24 protein-coding genes are annotated in these 24,272 nt (G+C 67.3%); 5 read left to right on the forward strand and 19 right to left on the reverse strand.

Annotation, left to right across the window (positions count from 1 at the left end; all coding sequences use genetic code 11):
• The first annotated feature begins 272 nt into the window (after nt 1–272).
• From GY40_RS04380 to GY40_RS04395, 4 genes are all read left to right on the forward strand, one after another.
• On the forward strand, nt 273–2,018 hold the full coding sequence (locus GY40_RS04380) for an alkaline phosphatase (protein ID WP_081925129.1): 1,746 nt from the start codon (nt 273–275) through the stop codon (nt 2,016–2,018).
• 75 nt (nt 2,019–2,093) lie between these two features.
• The gene (locus GY40_RS04385) at nt 2,094–2,561 is read left to right on the forward strand and encodes a hypothetical protein (RefSeq protein WP_038358955.1); all 468 of its coding nucleotides are present in this window, start codon (nt 2,094–2,096) and stop codon (nt 2,559–2,561) included.
• Nucleotides 2,539–3,249 (forward strand): ABC transporter ATP-binding protein, encoded by a 711-nt coding sequence (locus GY40_RS04390; protein ID WP_051987504.1) that lies wholly within the window; start codon nt 2,539–2,541, stop codon nt 3,247–3,249. The genes GY40_RS04385 and GY40_RS04390 overlap by 23 nt, the downstream gene beginning before the upstream one ends.
• Nucleotides 3,249–4,550 carry an FtsX-like permease family protein gene (locus GY40_RS04395; protein WP_081925131.1) on the forward strand — a complete coding sequence of 434 codons (1,302 nt, stop codon included), beginning with the start codon at nt 3,249–3,251 and terminating at the stop codon, nt 4,548–4,550. The genes GY40_RS04390 and GY40_RS04395 overlap by 1 nt, the downstream gene beginning before the upstream one ends.
• 85 nt (nt 4,551–4,635) lie before the next feature.
• Here the strand turns inward: GY40_RS04395 and GY40_RS04400 are convergent, their stop codons facing one another.
• The 10 genes from GY40_RS04400 to GY40_RS04445 form a co-directional block, all read right to left on the reverse strand.
• On the reverse strand, nt 4,636–5,916 hold the full coding sequence (locus GY40_RS04400; protein ID WP_038358958.1) for an NAD(P)/FAD-dependent oxidoreductase: 1,281 nt from the start codon (nt 5,914–5,916) through the stop codon (nt 4,636–4,638).
• On the reverse strand, nt 5,913–6,719 hold the full coding sequence (locus GY40_RS04405) for a family 1 encapsulin nanocompartment shell protein (RefSeq protein ID WP_038358960.1): 807 nt from the start codon (nt 6,717–6,719) through the stop codon (nt 5,913–5,915). The genes GY40_RS04400 and GY40_RS04405 overlap by 4 nt, the downstream gene beginning before the upstream one ends.
• Entirely contained in the window at nt 6,712–7,773 is a 1,062-nt protein-coding gene (locus GY40_RS04410) for a Dyp-type peroxidase (protein WP_081925133.1), read from the reverse strand. Before GY40_RS04410 ends, GY40_RS04405 begins: the two co-directional genes overlap by 8 nt.
• 410 nt (nt 7,774–8,183) lie before the next feature.
• Nucleotides 8,184–8,438, reverse strand: a complete 255-nt coding sequence (locus GY40_RS04420; protein WP_038358963.1) for a DUF2171 domain-containing protein — start codon at nt 8,436–8,438, stop codon at nt 8,184–8,186.
• A 159-nt stretch (nt 8,439–8,597) separates the two neighbouring features.
• The gene (locus GY40_RS04425; protein ID WP_318652236.1) at nt 8,598–8,879 is read right to left on the reverse strand and encodes a chaperone modulator CbpM; all 282 of its coding nucleotides are present in this window, start codon (nt 8,877–8,879) and stop codon (nt 8,598–8,600) included.
• Nucleotides 8,879–9,778, reverse strand: a complete 900-nt coding sequence (locus GY40_RS04430) for a DnaJ C-terminal domain-containing protein (protein ID WP_038358965.1) — start codon at nt 9,776–9,778, stop codon at nt 8,879–8,881. Before GY40_RS04430 ends, GY40_RS04425 begins: the two co-directional genes overlap by 1 nt.
• Before the next feature lie 329 nt (nt 9,779–10,107).
• A complete protein-coding gene (locus GY40_RS04435) occupies nt 10,108–11,475 on the reverse strand; it encodes an AtzE family amidohydrolase (protein WP_282568278.1) in 1,368 nt (455 codons plus the stop codon).
• Between the two features lie 29 nt (nt 11,476–11,504).
• A complete protein-coding gene (locus tag GY40_RS04440; protein WP_038358969.1) occupies nt 11,505–11,729 on the reverse strand; it encodes a DUF4089 domain-containing protein in 225 nt (74 codons plus the stop codon).
• On the reverse strand, nt 11,726–11,866 hold the full coding sequence (locus GY40_RS27455; protein WP_156115864.1) for a hypothetical protein: 141 nt from the start codon (nt 11,864–11,866) through the stop codon (nt 11,726–11,728). The genes GY40_RS04440 and GY40_RS27455 overlap by 4 nt, the downstream gene beginning before the upstream one ends.
• Before the next feature lie 33 nt (nt 11,867–11,899).
• Nucleotides 11,900–12,586 carry a cysteine hydrolase family protein gene (locus tag GY40_RS04445; RefSeq protein ID WP_038358972.1) on the reverse strand — a complete coding sequence of 229 codons (687 nt, stop codon included), beginning with the start codon at nt 12,584–12,586 and terminating at the stop codon, nt 11,900–11,902.
• 305 nt (nt 12,587–12,891) lie between these two features.
• Here GY40_RS04445 and atzF point away from each other — a divergent pair, with 305 nt between their 5' ends.
• A complete protein-coding gene (gene atzF / locus GY40_RS04450; RefSeq protein ID WP_248311087.1) occupies nt 12,892–14,700 on the forward strand; it encodes an allophanate hydrolase in 1,809 nt (602 codons plus the stop codon).
• On the opposite strand, the gene GY40_RS04455 is transcribed toward atzF, so the two are convergent.
• The 9 genes from GY40_RS04455 to GY40_RS04495 all read right to left on the reverse strand — a co-directional run bounded on the left by GY40_RS04455 (nt 14,682) and on the right by GY40_RS04495 (nt 24,271).
• On the reverse strand, nt 14,682–15,371 hold the full coding sequence (locus GY40_RS04455; RefSeq protein WP_038358977.1) for a GntR family transcriptional regulator: 690 nt from the start codon (nt 15,369–15,371) through the stop codon (nt 14,682–14,684). The two genes, atzF and GY40_RS04455, sit on opposite strands and share 19 nt — an antisense overlap.
• 97 nt (nt 15,372–15,468) lie before the next feature.
• Nucleotides 15,469–15,849, reverse strand: coding sequence for an oxalurate catabolism protein HpxZ (gene hpxZ, locus GY40_RS04460; protein ID WP_038358979.1), 381 nt, complete (start codon nt 15,847–15,849; stop codon nt 15,469–15,471).
• A gap of 54 nt (nt 15,850–15,903) precedes the next feature.
• The gene (locus GY40_RS04465; protein WP_038358981.1) at nt 15,904–17,613 is read right to left on the reverse strand and encodes a dipeptide ABC transporter ATP-binding protein; all 1,710 of its coding nucleotides are present in this window, start codon (nt 17,611–17,613) and stop codon (nt 15,904–15,906) included.
• A gap of 1 nt (nt 17,614) precedes the next feature.
• Nucleotides 17,615–18,538: an ABC transporter permease gene (locus GY40_RS04470; protein ID WP_038360062.1), complete on the reverse strand. Its 924-nt coding sequence runs from the start codon at nt 18,536–18,538 to the stop codon at nt 17,615–17,617.
• A 14-nt stretch (nt 18,539–18,552) separates the two neighbouring features.
• Nucleotides 18,553–19,566, reverse strand: a complete 1,014-nt coding sequence (locus GY40_RS04475; protein ID WP_038358984.1) for an ABC transporter permease — start codon at nt 19,564–19,566, stop codon at nt 18,553–18,555.
• A 133-nt stretch (nt 19,567–19,699) separates the two neighbouring features.
• Nucleotides 19,700–21,286: an ABC transporter substrate-binding protein gene (locus tag GY40_RS04480; RefSeq protein WP_038358986.1), complete on the reverse strand. Its 1,587-nt coding sequence runs from the start codon at nt 21,284–21,286 to the stop codon at nt 19,700–19,702.
• A 300-nt stretch (nt 21,287–21,586) separates the two neighbouring features.
• Nucleotides 21,587–22,369, reverse strand: a complete 783-nt coding sequence (locus GY40_RS04485) for an ABC transporter ATP-binding protein (RefSeq protein WP_038358988.1) — start codon at nt 22,367–22,369, stop codon at nt 21,587–21,589.
• Between the two features lie 28 nt (nt 22,370–22,397).
• A complete protein-coding gene (locus tag GY40_RS04490) occupies nt 22,398–23,243 on the reverse strand; it encodes an ABC transporter permease (protein ID WP_081925135.1) in 846 nt (281 codons plus the stop codon).
• A 23-nt stretch (nt 23,244–23,266) separates the two neighbouring features.
• Entirely contained in the window at nt 23,267–24,271 is a 1,005-nt protein-coding gene (locus GY40_RS04495; protein ID WP_051987505.1) for an ABC transporter substrate-binding protein, read from the reverse strand.
• Between the last annotated feature and the right edge of the window lies 1 nt (nt 24,272).

Raw genomic sequence — 24,272 nt, forward strand, 5'->3', positions numbered from 1 at the left:
CGAACAATTCTGAGGTTAGGAAGCTGGCTTACGGTTCCTAGTAGACGATCGCCCCCCTTGCGACAATTTGCGCGCCCCATCGGTGGGAGGGTGGCGGCCATGCACCCGGCACGCGCCTTGCTCACGGACCTGATCCTATCGGTTCGTTGAAGCTCAATAAAGAAACGTAATAACATAACAAATAACGGTATTCCGAACGGTAATCGTATTGTCATTCGAGCTGCCTAAGCACGGCTCGCCCTTTTTGACCTGACGCGATGGCGGAGATACCTATGCAGGCGCAACGATTGCTGATGATGACGATGGCGGGCGCGCTCGCCGCGGCCATGCCCGCGACGGCCCAGACCATCTACCCGATCAACCGCGCCGAGATCCTCGAAGGTTCGCATTTCGACTTCAAGGTCGAGTTCCCCAACGCCCCGGCCTCCGCCGACGTCAATGTGACGATCAACGGCAAGCCCGCCGCCGAAATCTTCGGCCGGCCGACGAATTTCATCCAGAGCGAGGAAGGCCAGAAGCATTCGGCGCTGTGGCTGCGCGGCGCCAGCCTCCCGGCCGGCAGCTACACGGTCGAGGCGACGCAAGGCACCAGCAAGTCCACGGTGAAGTGGGAGGTCTTCGCGACCGCCCAGCCGCGCCGCGCCAAGAACGTCATCCTCTTCATCGGCGACGGAATGTCGGTTGCCAACCGCACCGCCGCGCGCATCCTGGCGAAGGGCTGGGAAGAAGGCCGCTACAATGGCGAGCTCGCGATGGACGACATGCCGAACATGGCGCTGATCTCGACCTCCGGCACCGATTCCATCGTGACCGACAGCGCCAATGCGGCCCATGCCTACACCACCGGCCACAAGTCCTGTGTCAACGCGCTCGGCGTCTACTGCGCCAAGAACGCGCTGACGCTCGACCATCCCAAGGTCGAGACCATCGCCGAGCTGGCCAAGCGTCGCACCGGCATGGCCGTGGGCGTCGTTACCAATTCCGAGATCGAGGACGCGACCCCGGCCTCGATGGTCGCGCATACCCGTCGCCGCTCCGACTACAACGACATCGTCAAGATGTTCTACGACGTGAAGCCGGACGTGATCATGGGCGGCGGTTCGCCCAACTTCCTCGCCAAGACGACGCCGGGCTCGAAGCGCACCGACGGCGAGGACTTCATCGCGAAGTTCAAGGAGGCCGGCTACACCCTCGCCACCACCAAGGCCGAGATGAACGCGGCGGCCGCCGCCGGAACCAAGAAGCTGCTCGGCCTCTACAACACCGGCAACATCGACGGCGCCTTCGATCTGCGCCTCGCCAAGAAGGGCACGCTCTCCAAGTTCCCGGATCAGCCCGATGTCGTCGAGCAGACCAAGGCCGCCATCGACATGCTGAAGGGCAATCCCGAAGGCTTCCTGCTGATGGTCGAATCCGCCCGCATCGACAAGTACAGCCACTCGCTCGACTGGGAGCGCTCGGTCTTCGACACTATCATGCTCGACAACGCCGTCCAGGTCGCCAAGGACTTCGCCGGTGATCGCAACGACACGCTGATCATCGTGGTGCCGGACCACGCCCACCCGATCTCGATCATCGGCACCTATGACGACGACCGCCCGGGCCAGCTCCTGCGCGACAAGCTCGGCGTCTACGCTGACTCCGTGCCGCCGAACTACGGCCCGGTCGATGCCGAGGGCTATCCCACCAAGGTCGACACCTCGCGCCGCCTCGCGGTGGTCTATGGCTCCTATCCTGACACCTGCGACACCGGCCGCCCCGCCATGGACGGCGAGCGTGTCCCGGCTGTGAAGGGTCCGGACGGCAAGACCAACATCGCCAACGAGAAGGACTGCTCCGGCCCGCTCGCGGCTCGCAAGACCGGCAACCTGCCCTTCGACGCCAATAGCGGCGTGCACTCCGCCGACGACGTCATCCTGACGGCGATGGGCCCGGGCGCGGAGAAATTCCGCGGCCACAAGCCGAACACCTACGTCTTCCGCGTGATGGCGGAAGCGCTGGCGCTCGGCGGCAAGTAAGCCGCGAGGCGCAAGACCGCACATTGACGTGGTACGGTCCTGCGGGCCGTACCACCTTAGCCAGACGAGGTCGCGATGCAGCGCATCCTCCCCCTCCCGTCGCTCTCCCGCCGCGAAGCCCTGCTCGGCCTCGCGGCGGCAAGCCTTTGCGGGACCGCCCACGCCGCCACGGAGGCCGAGGCGATCGCCTTCGACGGGCTCTACAAATCCTTCGGGGTGCTGGGCTTCCAGTTTTCCGATCGCGTCACGGCGTTGCGTGGCCACGCCGTGCGCATGGCCGGCTACATGGCGCCGCCGCTGAAGGCTGAAAGCCATTTCTTCGTGCTGACGCGTGAACCGCTGGCGATCTGCCCCTTCTGCCAGTCGGATGCCGACTGGCCGGTCGACATCGTCGTGGTGTTCATGAAGGCCGAGACGCCGATGGTCAGCGCCGGCCGCAAGGTCGCGGTCACCGGCCGGCTCGAAATCGGCTCCGCCACCGACACCGAGACCGGCTTCGTCAGCCAGATCAGGATCGTGGATGCCGGCTTCACCCTCGCCTGAACCGGCCACTGGCCGCCTGACGCTGGAGAACCTTGCGCTCGACCATCGCGACGCCGACGGCCAGCCCTTCCGCCTCATCGACATCCCCCTGCTCGCCATCGAACCGGGCAGCCGCTTCGGTGTCAGCGGCCCTTCGGGCTGCGGCAAGAGTTCGCTGCTGCATCTGGTGGCCGGGCTCCTGCGCCCCTCCCGAGGCCGCATCCTCTGGAACGACCGCGCCGTTTCCGAGCTGTCCGAATCCGGCCGCGACCGCTGGCGCCGTAAGACCATCGGCTTCGTCTTCCAGGATTTTCACCTGATCCCAGAACTCGACATCGCCGCCAACATCGCGTTGCCGGCGAGCTTCTCCGCCTGGCGGCTGAGCGGCACCGAGAAGGAACGCGCCGCCGCTCTCGCCCACCGCATGGGCCTGCCCGATCCGCGCCGCCGCGCGGCCCTGCTTTCGCGCGGCGAGCAGCAGCGCGTCGCCATCGCGCGCGCGCTTTTCAGCCGGCCGGCGCTGATCCTCGCCGACGAGCCTACAGCGAGTCTCGATGCCGCCCACGCCGCCGAGGTCGCCGACCTCCTGCTCGAAACCGCCACCGAGAGCGGCGCCACGCTGCTCTGCGCCACGCATGATCCGGCGCTGCTCGCGCGCTTCGGCCAGCGCCTCGACCTCTCCCGAACCGCACAGCGCCAAGCCGCCTGATGAACCCCTTTCCCATGATGCTGGCCGATCTGCGCGCGCTGCGCTGGACCGCTCCGGCGATCGTCCTGCTGATCGCGCTCGCGATCGCCACCGGCGTCGCCATCGGCGCGCAGGAACGCGCCCTGCGCCATGGCTCGGCCAGCGCCGCCAATGACTTCGACCTGATCATCGGCGCGCCCGGCAGCCAGACGCAGCTCCTGATGTCGGCGGTCTATCTGCAGCCGGACGCGCTGCCGCTGCTCGATGGGCGCCTGCTCAACACGCTGTTCAAGGACGAGCGCGTGGCGCAGGTGGCGCCGATCGCCTTCGGCGACGTCAGCCGCGGCTATGCGATCGTCGGAACGACGGCCGCCTTCGCCGGTCGCTGGGGCCGGCTCGCGCCGAGCGAGGGCCGGCTCTTCGCGGCCGAGGGCGAAGCCGTGCTCGGCGCCGACGTTCTCTACAGGCTCGGCGACACGATCACCCCGTCCCACGGCGTCGCCGGCCACGCCGCCACGCCCGGTCAGGCCGACGCAGAAGAGGACGGCCACAAGCATGAAGGCCATGGCTACACGGTGGTCGGGCGGCTGCCCCGCCTCGGCTCGCCCTGGGACCGCGCCATCCTCGTGCCGATCGAGAGCGTCTGGGAGGTCCACGGCCTCGGCAACGGCCATGCCTCCGAGGAAGCCGCGAGCGACGCGCCATTCTGGAAACAGGGCTCGGTGGCCGGCAGCGGTCCCGCGAAGGCGGAAGACCGGATCGGCCTGCCCTTCGACGGCAAGCGCGTCCCCGGCGTACCGGCGATCGTCGTCAAGCCGAAGAGCGTCGCGGGTGCCTATCAGCTGCGCGCGCAATATCGGCAGGGCGGCAGCATGGCCTTCTTTCCCGCCGAGGTGCTGGTCTCTCTTTACGGCGCGCTCGGCGACATCCGCGACATCCTCGTCGTCGCCTCGGCGCTGAACACGGTCCTGATCCTCGCTTCCGTGCTGCTGCTGCTGCTCGCCGTCGCCGGGCTGCGCCGCCGACGCTATGCCGTGCTCAGGGCGCTCGGCGCGCCGCGCGCCTATGTCATGCTCGTCGTCTGGCTCGGCATGGTCGCGTTGATCGCGCTCGGCTGCCTGCTCGGCCTGGGTCTCGGCGCGCTGGCGACACAAATCCTCTCCGGCTTCGTCGCACAGCGGACGGGGCTTTTGCTCTCGCCGGCGATCGGCCTCGGCGAAGTTCTGCCGGCGCTCGGGCTCGCCGTCATCGGCAGCCTGTTCGCCCTTCTGCCCGCCGCGCTCTCCTATCGCCGGCCGGTGGTGGCGGGGCTGCGCGGATAAGGCTGCGCGAGCGGAAAGCTGTTCGCGACAGCTTGTATAGCGAGGTCCATGACCTTCGCTTCCGGCACGAGAGCCGCCGCTCACGTCACTCGGTTTGTCGCGGCGTGCCCGTATTGCCTTGCGTGATGAGCCGGGCGCTGCGGTGGCCGGTGAAGTAGATCCACAGCCAGTTGAGCGACACGGCGATGCGGTTGCGCAGGCCGATCAGGAAGAAGATGTGGGCGACGCCCCAGATCCACCAGGCCAGGCGGCCCCTGAGCTTGATCCAGCCGAAATCGACGATCGCCGCCCGTTTGCCGATCGTGGCGAGGTTCCCGGCGTTCTTGTAGGCGAAGGGCGGCGGCGGCGCCTTGCCGGCGAGCCGCGCCTTGATCACGCCAGCGACATAGCCGCCCTCCTGTTTCGCGGCCGGAGCGACGCCTGGAACCGGCTTGCCATCCGCCCCTTCCACGGCAGCCGTGTCGCCGATCACGAAGATCGCCGGATCTCCCGGCACGGACAGATCGGGCTCGACGCGCACCCGTCCTGCCCGGTCCGCCGGCGCCCCGAGCCACTCGGCCGCGGGCGACGCTGCCACGCCGGCCGCCCAGAGGATCGTTTTGGCGGCGAGGAACTCGCCGCCGAGCTCGACACCGTCCGGCCCGCATTGGGAGACCGGATGACCGAGCCTGATCTCGACGCCGAGGCGCGCAAGCGCCCGCTCCGCATAAGCCGAAAGATCGGGCGTGAAGCCCGCCAGGATGCGCGGGCCGGCTTCGATCAGCACGACGCGGGCGCTGCGCGTGTCGAAATTGCGGAAATCGCCGCGCAAGGTGTCATGCGCCAGCTCCGCGATGGTGCCGGCGAGCTCCACCCCGGTCGGCCCCGCGCCGATGATCGCGAAGGTGAGGAAAGGCGCGCGGGCAGCCTCGTCCGGCTCCCATTCGGCCTGCTCGAAGGCCGACAGAATACGGCGGCGAATTCGTGTCGCATCCTCCAGCGTCTTCAGGCCCGGCGCGTAGGGCTCCCATTCGTCGCGGCCGAAATAGGCGTGGCGGGCGCCCGTTGCGACGATCAGCGTATCGAAGGCGATCGGCTGCTCGCCCTCCAGCAGCACCGTCTTCCCGGCCTTATCGATCCCGACGACGGTGCCCAGCAGCGTGGTGACGTTCTTGTATCGGCGCAGCAGCGAGCGGGCGGGCCAGGCGATCTCGGAGGTCGGCAGCGAGGCCGTCGCGACCTGATAGAGCAGCGGCTGGAAGAGATGGTGATTGCGCCGGTCGATCACCGTGATGCGCAGGCCGGTTGGCGCAAGATGGCGTGCTGCTTCGAGGCCCCCGAAGCCGGCCCCGACGATGACGACATGATGGTCCGCGGCGGCTGTCATCGCTGGGCCGGCGCAAGCGCGACGGCGGCCTCCGAGGTGAGCATGCGGAAGGTGAAGCTCTCCTGGAGATAAAGCTCGACCGTGGTCGCGGAGTGGCTGAGATAACCGATCGAGAGGTCCTGGCCGATGTCGAGTGCGAAATCGCCGCCGCGGGTGGTGAGCAGGAAACCGCCCTCGATCGCCGGCGCCCAGATCACCCCGCCATCGACGATGCGCTCGAGATGGTGGAAGATCGGGTAGCCCTCCTCGTTGCCGCCGCTCGCCGCCCGATAGGCCTCGCCGCCGAGCACCAGTGCATAGGGACCGTTGCAGCCGGCAAGCTTGAGGTCGCTCAGCGCCCTGGCGACCGCCTCCGGATAGTCGTCGAGATCAGCCGGCAGCGGTACCGCGGCATTGCTGCTGCCGGCGCGGATGCCGCCGATCCCGGCCGCGGCATAGCCTTCGAAGACGGCGCGGTCCTCGGCGAAGGCGATCGTCCTGGCCGCATCCTTCAGCGGCTGCCAGTCGGAATCCTCCGAGCCGCGCTCGACATCGTCGATCGCCTGTCGCGTCAGCGTGAAGGGAACGCGCAGTTCGACCAGCGGCTGCGCCTCGCGCAGCAGGGAGCGGATGCCCTCACCCGGCGCCTCGATCGGGCGCGTATGCCCGGTCCCGACAGCGGCGTAAGCCGTTCCCTTAGGCCCGTCCACGTCGACGACGCGCCGCGCCGCCAGATAGCGCTTCAGCGTGCGCGAGGCCTCGTCCCCGATCTCAGCCCAGGCGGCATCGGAGATGGGCGCGAGGTCCCGGTGCAGATTATTCATGGCCTGCCTCTTCCTTCAGGGAGCCGATGCCGAGCGAGCCGTCGCCGGATGGTCTGGATGGAGCGGGCGCCGGAACCGGTTCGGGAGCGGCCAGTTCGGCCTCGGGCTTCTCCGCCGTGACGGCATCGAGAAAGCTCGCCGTCGGCACGAAGAACAGCGAGCCGGTGACCGCGCGGCTGAAGTCGAGCAGCCGGTCGTAATTGCCGGGCGGCGACCCGATGAACATGTTCTCCAGCATGCGCTCGATCCGGCGCGGCGTGCGGCAGTAGCCGATGAAATAGGTCCCGAATTCGGCCGTTCCGACTTTGCCGAAGGGCATGTTGTCTCGGAGGATGTCGACCGGCTCGCCATCCTCGGTGATGCTGGTCAGGACGTTGTGGGCATAGGGCTTCTTGACCGTGTCGGCCTGCTCGATGTCGGAGAGCTTGTAGCGGCCGACGATGTTCTCCTGCTGCTCGACCGGTACCTTTTCCCAGCCCGCCAGGTCATGCAGGTATTTCTGCACGATGACATAGCTGCCGCCGGCGAAATCGGCGTCCTCGTCGCCGATGATGGCAGCCTTGAGCGCGTCCGGCCCGGCCGGGTTCTCGGTGCCGTCGACGAAGCCGATCAGGTCGCGATCGTCGAAATAGTTGAAGCCATGGACTTCGTCGATCGCCGTGACCGCGCCATCGAGCCGGAGCATGATCTGCCGCGCCAGCTCGAAGCACAGATCCATCCGCTTGGTCGCGCGGATGTGGAACAGGATGTCGCCGGGTGTCGAGACGGCGTGATGCACGCCGCGGATTTCCCGGAAAGGATGCAGCTCCTTCGGCCTTGGCCCGTCGAACAGCCGGTCCCAGGCCTGCGAGCCGAAGGCCATGACGCAGGACAGGTTGCCCTCGAGATCCCGGAAGCCGACGGCCCGCAGCAGCGCGGACAGATCGGCGCACAGCCCCCGCACCGTCTCCTCGGGCCCGCTGCCGGGATTGATCGTCACCACCAGGAACATCGCGGAACGCGTCAGGGCTGCCACGACCGGCTGCGAGATCACGGATGGCACGCTCAAATCCATGGAAGACCCGCTCGACAACCTTACGCGAAACAACCCCGGTCGCCCGGATGGTCTTGCCGATGATTGCGCGGAGCGGCGCTTATGGGAAGAGCGTCGGCAGCGTGCCGACCTTGCCCTGGCGCGGAAGGTCGGGGCCGCGTCGCTCCCGGCAGGTCTCAATCCATGTCGCGGAAAGCATGGCCGGCGCTGGCCACGCCCTCGATCACGCTCGGCGGGAGCAGGTCCGCGGCGGCAGTTCCGTCGAAGATCCATTCCTTCGGATCGGCGAATCCGGAAGTTTCGCGCCGCTGGCGACATAGAGGCCGATCGCGGGCTTCCCGGCATTGATGTAGAGGTCGTATTGCTGCATCGCTCCCGATCCTCCCAAAGTGCGGCGGCCGCAGCCGGCTTGCGGTCGCGGCCGGCGCCCGTCACAGATCGACCGGTTTTCCCGTCGCTTCTTCTTCCAGCGTCACGGCGATATCCGCATTGGCGGAGAGGCGGACCTTGTTGCCTTCGACACCGGCAACGAAACCGAGCTCGATATAGTGATGGTGGCCCTCATGCCGGCCGTAAGCATCGCTCTTCTTGAGCTTGATGCGTTGCGCCTCGACGCGATCGACCGTCCCGACATGGACGCCGTCCGCGCCGATGACATCCATGTTCTCCCTGACCTTGTCGTTCATCTCGAGCGTCCTTCTGGGTTGAAGTCTGTCCCCGCTCAGGCCAATCGGCGCGCCACGACGGACAAGGGCCATAACCGCCTGTCCTGCAGCTCTGTTCCATCCCGGCCGCCAGCTTTCGGCGCCCGCACCGCCTGGCACGGGTGGGTGCCTGCCATCCCGCTAGTCCTGCCGCCCCTTCATGCCCTCGCGCAGCTCGACAAGGACGCGCCGCAGGCCATGGACTTGGTCGACGAGATGCAGGATCACGTCGATGCCCGCATCATTGGCGCCGAGATCGTCCTTGAGCTGCCGGATGAAGTGCGCGCGCGCCACATCGGTCTCGCTGAAGAACATCCCGGCCTCGGCCTCCTCCGGGAGGAGCCAGCGCTGCTCCAGCCAGAACTCCAGCACCTGAACCTGCAGCCCCGAGGAGGTCAGGAACTCCTGCTTGGTCATCCTCATCACGCCCTCGCCTCGCGCGGATCGTAATCCCTGTCCTTCCAGCTCGACACGAACGCCTCCAGTTCCGGCCCCGGCGATTTCGGCAGGACCACCTTGAGCGTGACGAACTGGTCGCCCTGGCCGCCGCCGCGCCGTGGCGCGCCCTTGCCGCGCAGGCGCAGCTTCGTCCCGGTATTCGAGCCCTTCGGCACCGACATCGTCACGTCGCCCGTCGGCGTCGGCACCCGCACCTGCCCACCGAGAACCGCCTCCGTCAGCGAAATCGGCAGCTCCAGCGTGATGTCGTCACCCTCGCGGGTGAAGCGCCGGTCAGGCCTGACCTCGACCTCGATCAGGGCGTCGCCCGGCCCGCCCTTGCCAGTGCCGGGCGCGCCCTTGCCCTTGAGCCGCAGCGTCTGGCCGTCGACGAGACCCGGCGGGATCGTCACGTCGATCGTGCTGCCATCCGGCAGATTCAGCCGCTTGGTCGCGCCGGTGATCGAGTCCGCGAAGTCGACGGCCAGATGGTAGTGCAGATCCTGCCCGCGGCGGTTCGCCCGCGCCCGCTGGCTGCGCCGCAGAAGCTCGGCGAAGGCATCGTCCTCGTCGATGAAATCGGCGAAGCCCGACGCATCGGCATAAGGATTGCCCTGGTCCGAGGTCGCGAAATCCCGGTAGAAGTGCTGCTGCGGCCGTTCCGCCCCGGAGGCGTCGATCTCGCCGGCGTCGAAGCGCTTGCGCTTGTCGGCGTCGCTCAGCAGGTCGTTCGCACTCGCCACCTCCTTGAACTTATCCTCCGCCGCCTTGTCGCCGGGGTTGAGGTCCGGGTGCAGCTTTTTCGCCAGCTTGCGATAGGCGCTCTGAATCTCGGCGGCCGAAGCCGTCGGGGCGACACCCAGAACCTCGTAAGGATTTCTCACGGGCTACTCCGCAAACATCTCGTCGACAGCGCTATCGCATCGGACCGAGAACCGGAATCCACGTCTCGAAAGAATCCGATGCGATAACAGATACATGGACCACCGTTACCGCGTCCGGCAGGACGCGCGACGATCCGGGCGCGAGCGCAATTTCTGCACGGAAGGGCGCGGTTTCAAAGCCTGTTCTGCCGGATGGGGGCCAAGGCCTCGTCATGGGCGGCCATTGACGCGTCTCGCCTCAACCCGGAGGCGCCCCAATCAGGACTTCACAGCCCAAAAGCACCCGTTGCAAAATCCGCTGCCGTCAGATCATCCCTTGCGCAGGCGATTCAATCATGGTCCAGCCGCGGAGGCTGGGCGGAAGCGACCTGAGCGCGGGCGACGGCATAGGCTGCGCGCAGGCAAATATCCTCGCGCCAGGGCGCCGCGATGAGCTGAACGCCGATCGGCAATAAGCCCCCGAAGACGGGCACGGCCGCCACCGGCAGCCCGACGCAGGAGATCGGCTGCGTGAACAATCCGATATGGGGCCTGAGCGGCACCGTGTTGCCCTGCAGCACCATGGTCTTCTGGCCGAGTTCCGGCGCGGTGCAGGGGGTCGCCGGCGCGATGATCAGGTCGACGGTCTCGAACAGCCGCATCATCTCGTCGTGGAACCAGCGCCGCGCCCGCTGCGCCTGGAGATACCAGGCCGTCGGCTGCAGCGCGCCGGCCAGGAAGCGGTCGCGCGTCTCGGGGTCGAAATCATCGGCGCGCTGCTGCAGCCGCTGGAGATGGAAGGCCGAACTCTCGCCATTCGTGATCAGGAAAGCGGCCGCACGCGCGATGCCCGCTCCGGCGACATCGATCACGCGCATTGCGCCGAGCGCCCGGGCGACCGCGGTGACGGCGGCCTGCGCTTCCGGCATCGCATCCGTCGCGAAATACCCTCCGGCGATCGCGATGCGCAGGCCGGAGACGCCGTCCTTCAGCGTCGGCAGCGTTGGCTCGATCGTCCGGACCGCACAGGCCGGATCATGCGCGTCGTGGCCTTGCATCAGGTCATAGGCCATCGCGAGGTCGGTCACGTCGCGGGCGAAAGGGCCGAGATGGTCGAGCGAGTCGCAGAATGGAAAGCTGCGCGTGCGCGGCAACCGGCCATAGGTCGGCTTCAGTCCAAAGACGCCACAGAACGAGCTCGGCACGCGGATCGAGCCATTGGTATCGGAGCCGAGCGAGATGGGCGCCAACCCCGCGGCCGTCGCAGCACCCGAGCCTGATGAAGATCCCCCCGCCATGCAGGCGAGGTCGTGAGGGTTGCGGCAGGGACCGTCATGGGCGTTCTCGCCGGTGAAATCATAGGCGTATTCGCCCATGTTGAGACCGCCGAGCAGGATCGCATCGGCCTGGGTCAGGCGCTCGATCAACACCGCATCGCGTTCAGAGGGCAAGCGTGCGCGGTTGATCTTCGAGCCGGCCCGGGTCGGCAGACCCGTGATGTCGAACAGGTTCTTGGCAGCGAAAGGCACGCCGGCGAGCGGCCCGAGCGTTTTGCCCGCGGCGCGGCGGGCGTCGATGGCTGAAGCCTGCGCGAGGGCGCGCTCGGCTGTGACGTCGGTAAAGGCGTTGAGAGCCGGGTTGAGTTCGTGGATGCGCTGGAGAAAGCCGCCGACGACCTCCTTCGCGCTGATCGCGCCCTCTCGGATATCGGTGGCGATACGATGGGTCGGAGCGAAGGCGTCGAAACTCACGCGGGTTCTCCGCCGCCGGAACGCCCGGCACGGAACACGCCGGCCGGTTCGAAGGCCGCCTCGTCGAGCGGAGCGCGGAAGACGATCGCCGCCATGGCCTCGGCGATGGTCAGGAATTGCAGCACCGCCGGGCGCTGATCCTCGGTGATCGTCAGACCGAGCGCGGGCGCCATCGCATCGCAATGGCGCGCCGCATCGAAGGCCGGCTTGGCGTCGTTCATTCGGCGGGCTCCAGCTTGCCATGCGGCTCGGTGGTCAGCAGGTTGACGAGGATATGGGGGCCGAAGCCGAACAGGGCGTTCCAGTCGCCCGGCGTCCAGAGCTTCGGTGAAGAGCCTGTCGTCGCAGTCGCCGCCATCGTACCCTCCGGTCCCCGTTTTTCAGCCGTGGTTCACGCCGCCTTCATCGTCCGGGCGAGCGCCGTCAGCACCTCGCCGGTCGTCGAGACCCAGCCGAAGATGCCGCCCTGGGCCGTGATCATGCGCAGGCCCACCTCGTGGAACTCGGGGAAATACGAGGCGCAGGCATCGCCCAGAACGAGGCAGCGATAGCCCCGGTCGTTCGCCTCGCGCACCGTCGTATGGACGCAGACTTCGGTGGTGACGCCGCAGACCAGCAGCGTCTCGATGCCGCGGTTGCGCAGGATCAGGTCGAGATCGGTCTGGTAGAAGGCGCCCTTGCCAGGCTTGTCGAGCACGGGTTCGCCGGGCAGCGGCGCCAGTGCCGGCACGATGCCGTGCCCGGCCTCGCCACGGATCAGGATGCGCCCCATCGGCCCGTCGGCACCGATGCGCTTCTCCACCGGTCCGCGCTGCACCTTGGCCGGCGGCGCGTCCGAGAGATCGGGCCTGTGCCCCTCGCGGGTGTGGATCACCAGCAGGCTGGCGGCGCGCGCGCCCTCCAAAATTCGGCGGCAGGGCGCGACCGCCTTGGCGAGCAGCGACACGTCGTTGCCCAGCACCGCGCCGAAGCCGCCCGGCTCCAGGAAATCGCGCTGCATGTCGATGATAACCAGGGCCGTGCGAGCGAAGTCGACAGGCAGAGCACTCGGCCTCGCGGCAATCTCGACGGCTGGCATCAGGCGGCGCTCCCCGCAAAGCGAACGGAACGGGCTTTGCAAGGGCTGTGCCTGCTCCGGCTCGCAACGCGCGGCCACGATCGGAAGGAGCAATGGCGGCGGACGGACCGCTTCATGATGCTGATCTGGAAAGAAAACCTGCGATCCCGAAGATCATGGCCGCCCGCAGGACCTGCGGCGGACAGCCCTGCCTTTCCGGGGAGAGCTCCAAGCGAAGGCTTATTGCATAATCCTTGCATGCAATAACGCAAAAAATGATCAATTTTTAGCCAGCCAACCCATCCCATCAAATGGAAAGCCTGCCCGTGCGGACCCTGAGCGACATCCTCTCCGCCCATCTCGACGGGAGCCGCGACCTCGCGGAGACCATCGCCGCGAGCTATGCCCGGTTGCGCGCGGTCGACGATCCGGCGATGTTCATCGCGCTCCGGCCCGAGGCCGAGGCGCTCGCCGAGGCCGAGCGGCTGCAGGCGGAGGGGTCGCGCGGCCGTGCGCTCTGGGGCGTGCCGGTCGCCGTCAAGGACAATATCGACGTCGCTGGCCTGCCGACCACTGCCGCCTGCCCGGCCTTCGCCTACACACCGACGCAGGATGCCGCCGCAGTCGCCCGGCTGAGGGCCGCCGGCGCCATCGTGATCGGCAAGACCAATCTCGACCAGTTCGCCACCGGGCTGAACGGCACGCGCTCGCCCCATGGCACGCCGCGCAATGCGCTGCGGGCCGATCTGGTGCCCGGCGGTTCCAGCTCCGGCTCCGCCAGCGCGGTCGCTTCCGGCATCGTCCCGATTGCGCTGGGCACCGACACCGCCGGCTCCGGGCGCGTGCCGGCCGGCCTCCAGAACCTCGTCGGGCTCAAGCCGAGCCTCGGCCTGGTTTCGACGACGGGCGTCGTGCCGGCCTGCCGCACGCTCGACTGCGTCTCGGTGTTTGCACTGGCGGTCGACGACGCGACGGCGGTTCTGGAGGTGATCTCGGGCGCCGATGCCACCGACCCGTTCTCCCGGCCTGTCGCGCTTGGGCAATCCGGCGCATTGCCGCCGCATCAGAAGATTGCCGTCCCGCGACCCGCCGATCTCGATTTCGACGGCGATGCGACGGCAGCCGCCAGCTTCGCGCTGGCGGTCGAGCGTGCGCAGGCCTTGGGCGCGACGATCGTCCCCCTCGATATGACGCCATTCTACGAGACGGCCCGTCTGCTTTACGACGGCCCCTGGGTGGCCGAACGCTTCCTCGCGATCCGCGAGCTGCTGACGCGTGACCCCGAAGCGATCCTGCCCGTCATCAGGCAGGTGATTGCCGGCAAGCCATTGCCCGATGCGGCCGAGACCTTCGCGGCGCAATACCGGCTGGCCGAGCTTGCACTCGCCGCCAGGGCCGCGCTGAAGGGTATCGACGCGATGATGGTGCCGACGGCGCCGCGACCGGTCACTCTCGCGGAGATGGCCGCCGACCCGATCGGCAGGAACTCGCTGCTCGGCCGCTACACCAATTTCGTCAACCTGCTCGACATGTGCGCGCTCGCCGTGCCGGTGAGCCTGGCGAAGGATGGCACTGCGGCGGGCGTCACCTTCATCGCGCCGTCCGGCCGCGATGCGGCGCTGGCCACGTTCGGCCGCGCCTTCCATCACGCCTCCGGCTTGACGCTCGGGGCCTTGGACGCGCCGATGCCGCCGCTTGCGGATCTTCCGATGGCCGCTTCACAGGGCACGATTGAGATTGCGGTCGTCGGCGCGCATCTGTCGGGCATGCCGCTCAATGGCGAGCTGACCGGGCTTGGCGCGACATTCCTGCGCGCGACCACCACGACGGCGGACTACCGGCTCTTCGCCTTACCCGGCGGCCCTCCGGCGCGGCCGGGCCTGATCCGCGTCCGCGAAGGCGGGGCAGCCATCGCGCTCGAGGTCTGGGCGCTGCCTGCCGACGGCTTTGGTCGCTTCGTCGCAGGCATCCCCTCCCCGCTGGGCATCGGCACGCTGGCGCTGGCCGACGGCACGCGGGTCAAGGGATTCCTCTGCGAACAGATCGCGACCGAGGCTGCGCGCGATGTGACCGAGTTCGGCGGCTGGCGGGCTTTCGTCGGGGCGCAGGCCAAGCCTCAGGACGCTCCCGCATAGGTCCTGAAAGCGTCGCGCACGATGCCGATATGGGCGCGCATCGCCTCTGCCGCACCGGACTGGTCGCCCCGCAGAATCGCCTGCACGATCAGGTCGTGCTCCTGATAGGAGCCTCCCAGGCGCCCGGCCGCCCGGAACTGCGCCCTGCGAAACGGCGCGACCCGGGCGCGCGTCATCAGGGTCAGTTCGGCAAGGTAGCCATTGTGCGAGCCCGAGTAGATCGCGGCGTGAAAAGCCTCGTTGGTCTCATGATAGCGCAAAGGATCGCCTTCATGGACGAGCGCGCGCAGCACCTGATGCAACTCCTCCAGACCGCGCCGTTCGGGCACGGTCATGTTGCGGGCGGCGAGTCCCGCACAGAGCGCCTCAAGCTCGGCCATCGCCTCGAACATGTCGTCGAGCTGCGTCGGAGTGGGCAAGGCCACGACCGCGCCGCGATGCGGCCGGACGCTGACGAGACCCGAGGCCGAGAGCTGGCGTATCGCTTCGCGCACCGGAGTACGCGAGACGCCGAACCGCGCCGCAAGCTCCTGCTCATCGAGGGGCGTTCCCGGTTCGAGCGCGCCCGACACGATCTCGTCGGCGATCTGCAGACGAAGTGCTTCGGTCCGCGTCCGCGGTGGCGCTGCAGGTTTGGATATCGCCAAAGTGGCGGCAGGGCGCGGCGGCATGATCAGGATCGGAAGGCAGGTGGGATTGCCGATGCCTGCATAGCAGGCAGAGCGATGCCGGTCACGGCGTCATGAAGAATGCGCCGCCGCCTGCCGTTCATTCGGGGATGATGCTGACATGGGCGCTGACGACGCGCCAGCCTTCCGCGAACTTGACCCAGGTCTGGCTCTGCCGACCGACCTTGCCGACCATGCTGTCGCGCCGGAACATGGTGTTCGCCGTGGCCGCAGTGTCGCCATAAGTCGTGATGACGGTGCGTTCCAGCGTCCGTTCGAGCCCGACCGGCGAGCGCGCCGAGCGGAAGGCGGCGATCTCGTCATGGCCGTAGAGGTTCTCGGCGACACCGTAGCGCAAGGTCTCGGGCGCCTTGCGGAAGATCGCATCCAGCGTTGCGACGTCGTTGCCGGTAAGCGCGGCCTCATAGGCTGCGAAGGCGGCTTCCACCTCGGCCAGCACGGCAGGGTCGTTGATCTTCATCTGCAGGCATCTCCAGAGAACTATCCCGCGATGGCGATCGCGGGCAGGACGCGCTTATAGCAGCGGGTGCGGAATCGCGGTCAGCAATTCCCTCGTATATTCCGCCTTGGGATCGCCGAGCACCTCCTCCGCCGTGCCTTCTTCGACGATCGAGCCCGTCTTCATCACGATCACCCGGTCGCAGAGCAGCCGCACCACGTTGAGATCGTGCGAAACGAAGAGATAGCTCATGCCGAGCCGTCCCTTGAGCTCTTCGAGGAGATTCAGCACCACCGCCTGGACGGACACGTCGAGCGCGGCCGTGGGCTCGTCGAGAATAACCAGATCCGGGTCGAGCGCGATCGCGCGCGCAATGCCGACGCGCGCCTTCTGCCCGCCGGAAAGCTGGTGAGGAAAGCGGTCGATCAGTTCGACCGGCAGGCCGACGAGCCTCGCCAGATCCTCGCAGCGCGCACGCAAGGCATCGCGTCCCTTGACCGCACCCATCCGCATGATCGGATCGGCGATGGCGCGCTCGGCGGTGAAGCGCGGATTGAGGCTGTCGGTCGGGTCCTGGAACACCATCTGGATGCGCCGGCGATGCGGCGACGCGGCGAACTGCTTGGCGGGAATCGCGCCGATATCGGTACCGTCGAAGATGATCTTGCCGCCGCTGGGGTCGATCAGTCGCGTGACCATCATCGAGGTCGTCGATTTGCCGCAGCCGGATTCGCCGACGAGCCCCAGCGTCTCGCCCCTGGCGATACTGAAGCTGATGCCATCGACGGCGCGGAAGGCCGGCTTTTCCGGCTCGGCCTTGCCCATCAGCTTGGCGAGGAGCGCACCGGTCGCGGCCCGCGGATATTCCTTGACCAGATTCTCGACCTGCATCAGGGGACCGGCCTCGGCCGCCGGTTTCGGCTCAGTCACGGCTGTCCTGGCTTCGGCGGGCACGGTTTGCGGCGCGTCGAGCAGCAAGTCTGCGAGGCTCGTGCCCAGTCGCGGCGTCGCCTGCATCAGCCTGCGGGTGTAGGGATGCTGCGGGTTGCGGAAGATCTCGCTGGCCAGCGCGGTCTCGACCACCTTGCCCTTTTCCATCACGACGACCTTGTCGCAATAGGCGGCGGCGAGGCCGAGATCATGCGTGATCAGGATCGTCGACATGCCGCGCTCGCGGGTCAGCTCGACGATGAGATCCATCACCGCCTTCTGCGTGGTGACGTCGAGGCCCGTCGTCGGCTCGTCGGCGATCAGCAATTGCGGCTGGCAGGCCAGCGCGAGCGCGATCACGACACGCTGGCACATGCCGCCCGACAATTCGAACGGATAGGCGTCATAGCGCTCCTCGGGGCGGGCGATCTTGACCTTGGTCAGCGCCTCGACAGCCTTCTCCTTGGCCGTCGCACGCGTCGCCTGGACATGCTGCAGCAGCACGTCCTCGATCTGCTTGCCGACCTTGCGGATCGGGTTGAGCGCTGCGCGCGGGTTCTGGAAGATCATCGAGATCTCGCGCCCGCGCAGATCGCGCATCTGGGCCTCGTCGGCCGCGACGAGATCGACGCCCGAGAACGAGATCGTGCCTTCGGCGACGCGGCCGGCGCGATCGAGAATGCGCACCACGGCATAGGACGTCACCGACTTGCCCGAGCCGGACTCGCCGACGATCGCCACGGTCTCGCCTTTGGCGACGCTGACATCGATCGACTTGACCGCCTGCACCGCGCCGCGCCGGGTGGCGAATTCGACGGTGAGGTTCCTGATCTCGAGCAGAGGGACTGCCGTCATGTCAGTTCCTCCGCTGGGGGTCGACGAGATCGCGCACGCCGTCGCCGAGCAGGTTGAAGCAGAACACGGCGATCATCAGGGCGAGACCGGGGAAGAAGGCGATCCACCACTCTCCGGAGACGATGAAGCTCGCGCCCTCGGCCACCATGATCCCCCATTCCGGGGTCGGCGGGCGCACGCCGAGCCCGATGAAGGAGAGGCCTGCCGCATTCAGGATGGCGTAGCCCATGGTCAGGGACATCTGCACCGCCATGATCGGCATGATGTTGGGCACGATCTGGGTGAGGAGCAGCCGCCAGTCGGAATTGCCCGAAAGTCGCGCCGCCTGCACGAAGCCGGCATCGCGGCGCACATTCGCCTCGGCACGCGCGACGCGGGCATAGAGCGGGAAATTGATGATCGCGGTCGCCAGCACGATGTTGCCGACCGAGTTGCCCAGCGCCGCCACGATGCCCATCGCCAGCACGAAAAGCGGGAAGGCCATGATGGTGTCGGCGACGCGGCCGACGACCTTGTCGATCCAGCCGCCGTAGAACCCGGCCATGACGCCGGCAAGCCCGCCCATCAGGAAGACCAGCGCCACCGAGAAGATCGCGATCGAGAAGTCGAGCCGTGTCGCCGCCACCACGCGGCTGAAGATGTCGCGGCCAAGCTGGTCCGTGCCGAACCAGTGCGCCCGGCTCGGCGCCTGCAGGGCGGCGTTGGTGTTGCTCGCGAGCGGGTCGTAGGGGACGATCGAGGGGCCGAAGATTGCCGCCAGCAGGATCAGCGCGAACAACCCGAAGGCGAGCCCCGTCACCGGGTTCTCGGCGACGATATGGCGCGCATGCGCCCACAGGCTGGTGGAAGGCGGCGCCTCGAAGCGCAGCGTCGGAGCGGGTTCGGCAGGGATTGCCTGGGCGGGTGCCGGCTCGACCTTGGCCATGTCGTTCACGCTCTTCAACCCTCCAGCCTGACACGGGGATCGATGACGCCGTAGAGCACGTCGATCATCAGGTTCAGGGCGACGTAGAGAATCGCCATGGTCAGGACGAAGCCCTGGATCGGTGCGTAGTCCGACGCGATCAGCGCCTCGACCGCATAGGAACCGACGCCGGGCCAGGCGAAGACCTTCTCGACCAGCACATTGGCGCCGAGCAGGAAGGAGAACACCATGCCGAGCGTCGTCACCACCGGCAGCATGGCGTTGCGGAAAGCATAAGTGCCGATGACCTTGCGGTTCGTCAGGCCGCTGGCGCGGGCGGTGCGCACGAAATCGGCGCCGAGCACGGCCAGCATCGAGGCCCGCGTCATGCGGGTGATCGGTGCCAGCGAGAAGATGGCGAGTGTCACCGCCGGCAGGATCAACTGAGCGAAAGCGCCCCGGAAGGTCTCGAAATCCCGCGCTAACAACGTGTCGATCAGGAGCAGGCCGGTCACGCGCGGCGGCTCGGAGGCGAAGACGTCGAGCCGCCCAAGCGGCGCCGGTGACCAGCCAAGTAGAAAATAGAAGACATAGACGAGCAGGAGCCCGGTGAAGAACACCGGCAGCGAGACGCCCGCGGTCGCCACGACGCGGCAGAGATGGTCGATCCAGGAGCCCTGCTTCACAGCCGCCAGGATGCCGAGCGGCAAGGCGACCGCCATGGCGAGCAGCAGCCCGGCCAGCGTCAGTTCGGCGGAGGCTGGCAGGCGCGCGGCGAGGTCGGCCGTCACCGGCTGGCCGGTGGTCAGCGAGGTCCCGAGATCGCCCTTCACCAGCGCCGTGACATAGGACACGAACTGCACGGGCAGCGGCTGGTCGAGCCCAAGCTTGGAGCGGATCTCGATGATCGCCTGCGGCGATGCGGCAGGGCCTGCGAAATAGGCCGCGGTATCGCCCGGCAGCACCCGCGTCAGCAGGAAGGTGACGATGATCACGCCGATGACCGAGGGGATCGTCGTCATCAGACGCTGGCCGATCATGCGCAGCATGGGAGAGCCTCCTTCGTGGCGTTCGGCCTCGTCCTCATCATCGGGCGGAGCGAAGCGCAGGCCCGAGAATCCTGAGCGGGAGATGCTCGGGTCTGCGCCCGAGCATCATGCATCGCGGCGCGACGGTGCCGCCTCACCCCTTGGTCAGGTAGCGGAAGTCCGGCTCGCGGCAGGGCTGGAACTGGTAGCCGCCAATCGCCTTCTGCAGCGCGACGTCATGGGTCGGCTGGTTGATCGGCACCATCGGCACCTCGTTTTCCACCAGCTTGACGAAGTCGATGACGTTGGCGTCGTAGGAGGCCTTGTCGGGCGCGAAGCGCGCGGCATCGACGAGCTTGTCCAGCGCCGGATTCTGGTAGGCGGCGATGTTGAAGATCGAGTTGTTGCCGTGCATCGTCCAGAACAGATAGTAATCGGGATAGTCGAGCCAGCCGGCGAAGCGGTTCAGCACCATCGGATTGGTCTTCTTGGCGATCTCGGTGCGGAAGTTCGCGCCCGGAACCTTGTTGATCTCGACAGTGATCCCGATCGCGGCGAGCGCTTCCTTGATCAGCACCGCCATCGGCTCGGCAACGGTGGCGTTGCCGGCGTCGAAATACAGCGTCGTCGAGAACGGGCCGCCGGCCGCATCGACCAGGGCCTTCGCCTTGGCAACGTCGGAGGTGTAGGGGAAGGGCTGCGGCCAGGCGACCTTGGGATCAGTCCCGCCCGCCATCGAGACGCCACGGCCGAACAGCGAGGCCTGGAGGATCTTCTCATAGGGCATCACCCAGGCTACGGCCTGGCGCAGGCGCACGTCCTTGAACGGGCCGACCTGCGTGTTGAGATAGCAACCCCAGACGCCGTTGGGGATCGGAACGCCGACGACATTGACCTTGCCGGCATCGAGCAGGTCCTTGAAGTCCTTCGGCGGCAAACCGTACGAGACATCCGCGTCGCCGCGCTCCATCAGGGCCCGGCGGGTCGAGGGCGAGGCGATGTCGCGCGCGATGATGCGGCGCAGCTGCGGCAGCTTTCCGCATTTCCAGTCGTCATTGCGGACGTAGATGGTCTCCACACCGGGCTTCCAGCTCTCGACCTTGTAGGCGCCGGAGCCGGCGATGTTGTTCTTCAGCCATTCCTTGGCATGGGGGTCGCCACCGCCATTCTTGATGGCGAGCTCGGAGTCGAAGACGAAGGGGATCGTGACCGCGAGGTTGGGCAGCGTCATCTTGTCCTTGCGGATGAAATCGACGCGAAACGTCTTCTCATCGACGACGACGAACTGCTCGGGTTTTTCCAGCGAGCCGGCATTCATCTGCGTCGTGGCGAAGCCGCCGATCGTGCAGGCGCGGTCGAGCGACCATTTGACGTCGGTCGCCGTGACCTTGCGGCCGGAATGGAAGGTGGCGTCGCGCAGCTTGAAGGTGCAGCTCATGCCGTCGGAGGCAACCTGCCAGCTCTCGGCCAATTCGCCTTCGAGCTCGCCCATCGAGATGGTGTTCCCGCCGCCGCCGGGGATCGGCACCGGCTTGAAGCGCAGCAGGCGGTCATAGCAATTCAACGCGACGCCATTGACGGGCTGCGAGGAGCCGATGCCCTGCATGTCGAGGCTGTTCGGCCCGTACTCCTGAACCAGCAGCAGGGTTTCGGCCCGGCCGACGGCCTGGGCTTGCGCCTGGCTTCGCGCCACGAATGGCGCCGCGAGACCTGCAGCGATAGCGGTGCGGCGTGTGATCATCACTCGGAAACCCCTGGTTTTGCCAATCGGATGTCGTGACGCGCCGGATCTTCGGAGGCGGGCCCGCAGACGGCGCTTTCGGCTGTCGCGAGAGCGCAGCCGCGGCGCATGGCGGCTCTGACGGGGCTCGGGCGTGAAGACGGTTCAGCGGCGGCGCACATGGCGCTGCCGAAGCACGTAGCGTGCCAGCAGATAGTGAATTGAAATCCCTTGGGAAAAACGCGCTTTGGCGAGCGCTTCATCCCACATTGTATGCAATGAACAAAAAATGCCTATGGAATAGGCAATCTTACGATCGGCTCAAGCGGCATGGGCCATAAGGTCGCCAGCGATCAGATTCCAGACCTGTCGCTTGAGCGCGGCATAAGCGGGGAGCGACTGAGCCTCGATGTGGCGCGGGCGCGGCAGGTCGTTGTCGATTACCGCGGCGATGCGGCCGGGACGCGGCGACATCACGACAATGCGGTCGGCCATCACCAGGGCCTCGTCGATGTTGTGCGTCACGAAGACAATGGTCTTGCCGCTCTGGGCCTGGATGCGCATCAGCTCACCCTGCAGCACCTCGCGGGTCATCGCGTCCAGCGCCGCGAAGGGTTCGTCCATCAGCATCACCTCCGGGTTGGCGGCGAGACAGCGCGCCAGCGTGACGCGCTGCTGCATGCCGCCGGAGAGCTCGACGGGATAATGCCCGGCGAAGCCCGACAGCCCGACCATGGCCAGGAACCGTTCGGCGATGTCGCGCCGCTCGCCCCGGCCGATGCCCTTCATCTTGGGGCCGAAGGCGACGTTCTCCCGCACCGTCTTCCAGGGAAAGAGCGCATAGGACTGGAAGACCATGCCGCAGCGCGGGTCGATGCCGGTGATCGCCTCGTCGCGCAGGCGGATCTCGCCGCCGCTCGGCGCGACGAAGCCCGCGAACATATTAAGCAGGGTCGACTTGCCGCAGCCGGACGCGCCGAGCAAGCAGAGGAATTCGCCCTCGCGGACCTCGAGCGAGATGGCATCGAGCGCCAGCACGCCGCCGCCGCCCTGGTGGCCGGCGAAGCGCTTCGAGACGCCGCGTGCGGACAGGATCGTGTTCATCTCTGGTCTCCCTTCCGTATCTCTCGCTTCAGTTCGGCCGCCGGTGGCGTTCCCAGGGCAGAAGCCAGGCCTCCAGCCGGTTGGCCAGGAGATCGGCGATCAGGACGGTCGCGGAGATGCAGACCATGCCGACCAGGACGAGCGGCATGTTGCCCCAGTCCTTGGCCGACCAGATCAGCGCGCCGAGCCCGGTCTGGGCCGCGACCATCTCGGCCGAGAGCACGCAGGACCAGGCGATGGCGAGGCTGACCTTCAGTCCGGCCAGGATGCCGGGCAGCGAGCCCGGCAGTACGACCTCGCGCATCACGGCGAGATTGCCGGCGCCGAGATTGCGTGCGGCCTTCACCAGCAGCGGATCGACCCGCTTGGTGCTCTCGACCGTGTAGAGCAGGATGTAGATCCAGGAGCCCATGAACACGATCGCGATCTTCTGGCCCTCGCCGATGCCGAGCCAGAGCATCGTCAGCGGAATCCAGGTGATCGAGGGCAGAGGACGGAGCAGCGAGATCAGCGGGTCGATCACGGCCTTGGCCGGCCACCAGGCGCCCATCAGGATGCCAAGCGGCACGGCGACAAGCGTTGCCAGCCCGAAGCCGATGAAGACGCGCCGGGACGACGCGGCGATCGACATCCAGAGATCGGCCGTGCCGGCGATGCTCTGCGCCTCGGCCGCCACCATCGAGGGCGAAGGGAAGAACAGGGGCGAGACGAAGCCGGACTCGGTCGCCAGCGCCCAAAGCCCGTAGAGCGAGAAGATGCCAAGCAGGTTGAGCAGCAGGACCGGCCGGCCGAGGCGCGGCCAGCGCCATTTCGGGCGTTCGCCGGGGCTGGCGGCGGCGGGCAAGACGAGATCGCTGGTGGCTGGCGTCGACATCGGCACGGCTCCTCGCTTTTGGATCAAGGCTTCGGCACGAAGCTGGTGTTCTCCCAGGCCTTCACATCCGGCTTCATCGGAATCTTGCCGTTCTCCGCAAGCCAGCCCGCGAGATGGTCCATCTGCGCGCCATGCCTGCGCATGTGCTCGGGCCAGTCCTTGGTGCCGTAATAGGTAAAGCCCCTGATGCCGGCGAGGACGGTCTCCGGCGGCTGGCGGAAGTAATGGGCGACCGTCTTCGCCGTCTCTTCCGGGTTGGCGTTGACGAAGTCGGCCGCCTTCATCACGGCGGCGGCGAGCTTGCCGGCCGAGGCCGGATCCTCCTGCACCAGCTTGCGCGAAATGATCATGATGTCGGGCGCCGACATCGTGCCGAAGCGCTGGAACATGTCGGTATCCCTGTCGGTGCCGAGCAACACTCCGTCCGGCACCGCCTTCTTCAGCCCGTCGAGGATCGGCTGCCATATGCAGGCGGCATCGACATCGCCACGCGAGAGCGCGAGCTGCATCTCGTTGGGTGGCAGGTTGACGTAGGAGATGTCGGAAGATTTCAGCCCGGCCTTGGCGAGCAGCCCCGCCATGGTGATCTCGGCCGAGGTGTTGGCTGCGACCTTCCTGCCCTTCAGATCGGCGAAGCTCTTGAAGCCCGAGCGCGCCCAGCAGCCTTCGCTGCCGGGCGAATCGTCGATATTGGCGAAGTAGTAGAAGGAGGTGTTGCCGCGCGCCATTTCGCTCAGCACCGTGGTGCGGCCAAGATTGCTGAAAGCAACGGAGCCGGCGGTGAGCGCGCGCACCCGGTCGCTCGAATTCAGCACCACCTGCAGGCTGACATCGAGTCCGGCCTCGGTGAAATAGCCCTTGTCGACGGCGAGCAGCACGGGGACCATGCCGAGCCAGGTCACCGAGCCCGCGAAGTCGAGCTTGGGCCGTTTGGCCTCCTGGGCGATGCCGGCGGCAGGGACGGCGACGAGGCCCAGGCCGAAAGCGGCCGTGAACGCTGCCTTGGCGAGGAAACGCAGTCTGGTCATG

The organism is Allobosea sp. UNC402CLCol (genome assembly GCF_000745475.1).
In the GTDB taxonomy this organism is placed as follows: domain Bacteria; phylum Pseudomonadota; class Alphaproteobacteria; order Rhizobiales; family Beijerinckiaceae; genus Allobosea; species Allobosea spartocytisi.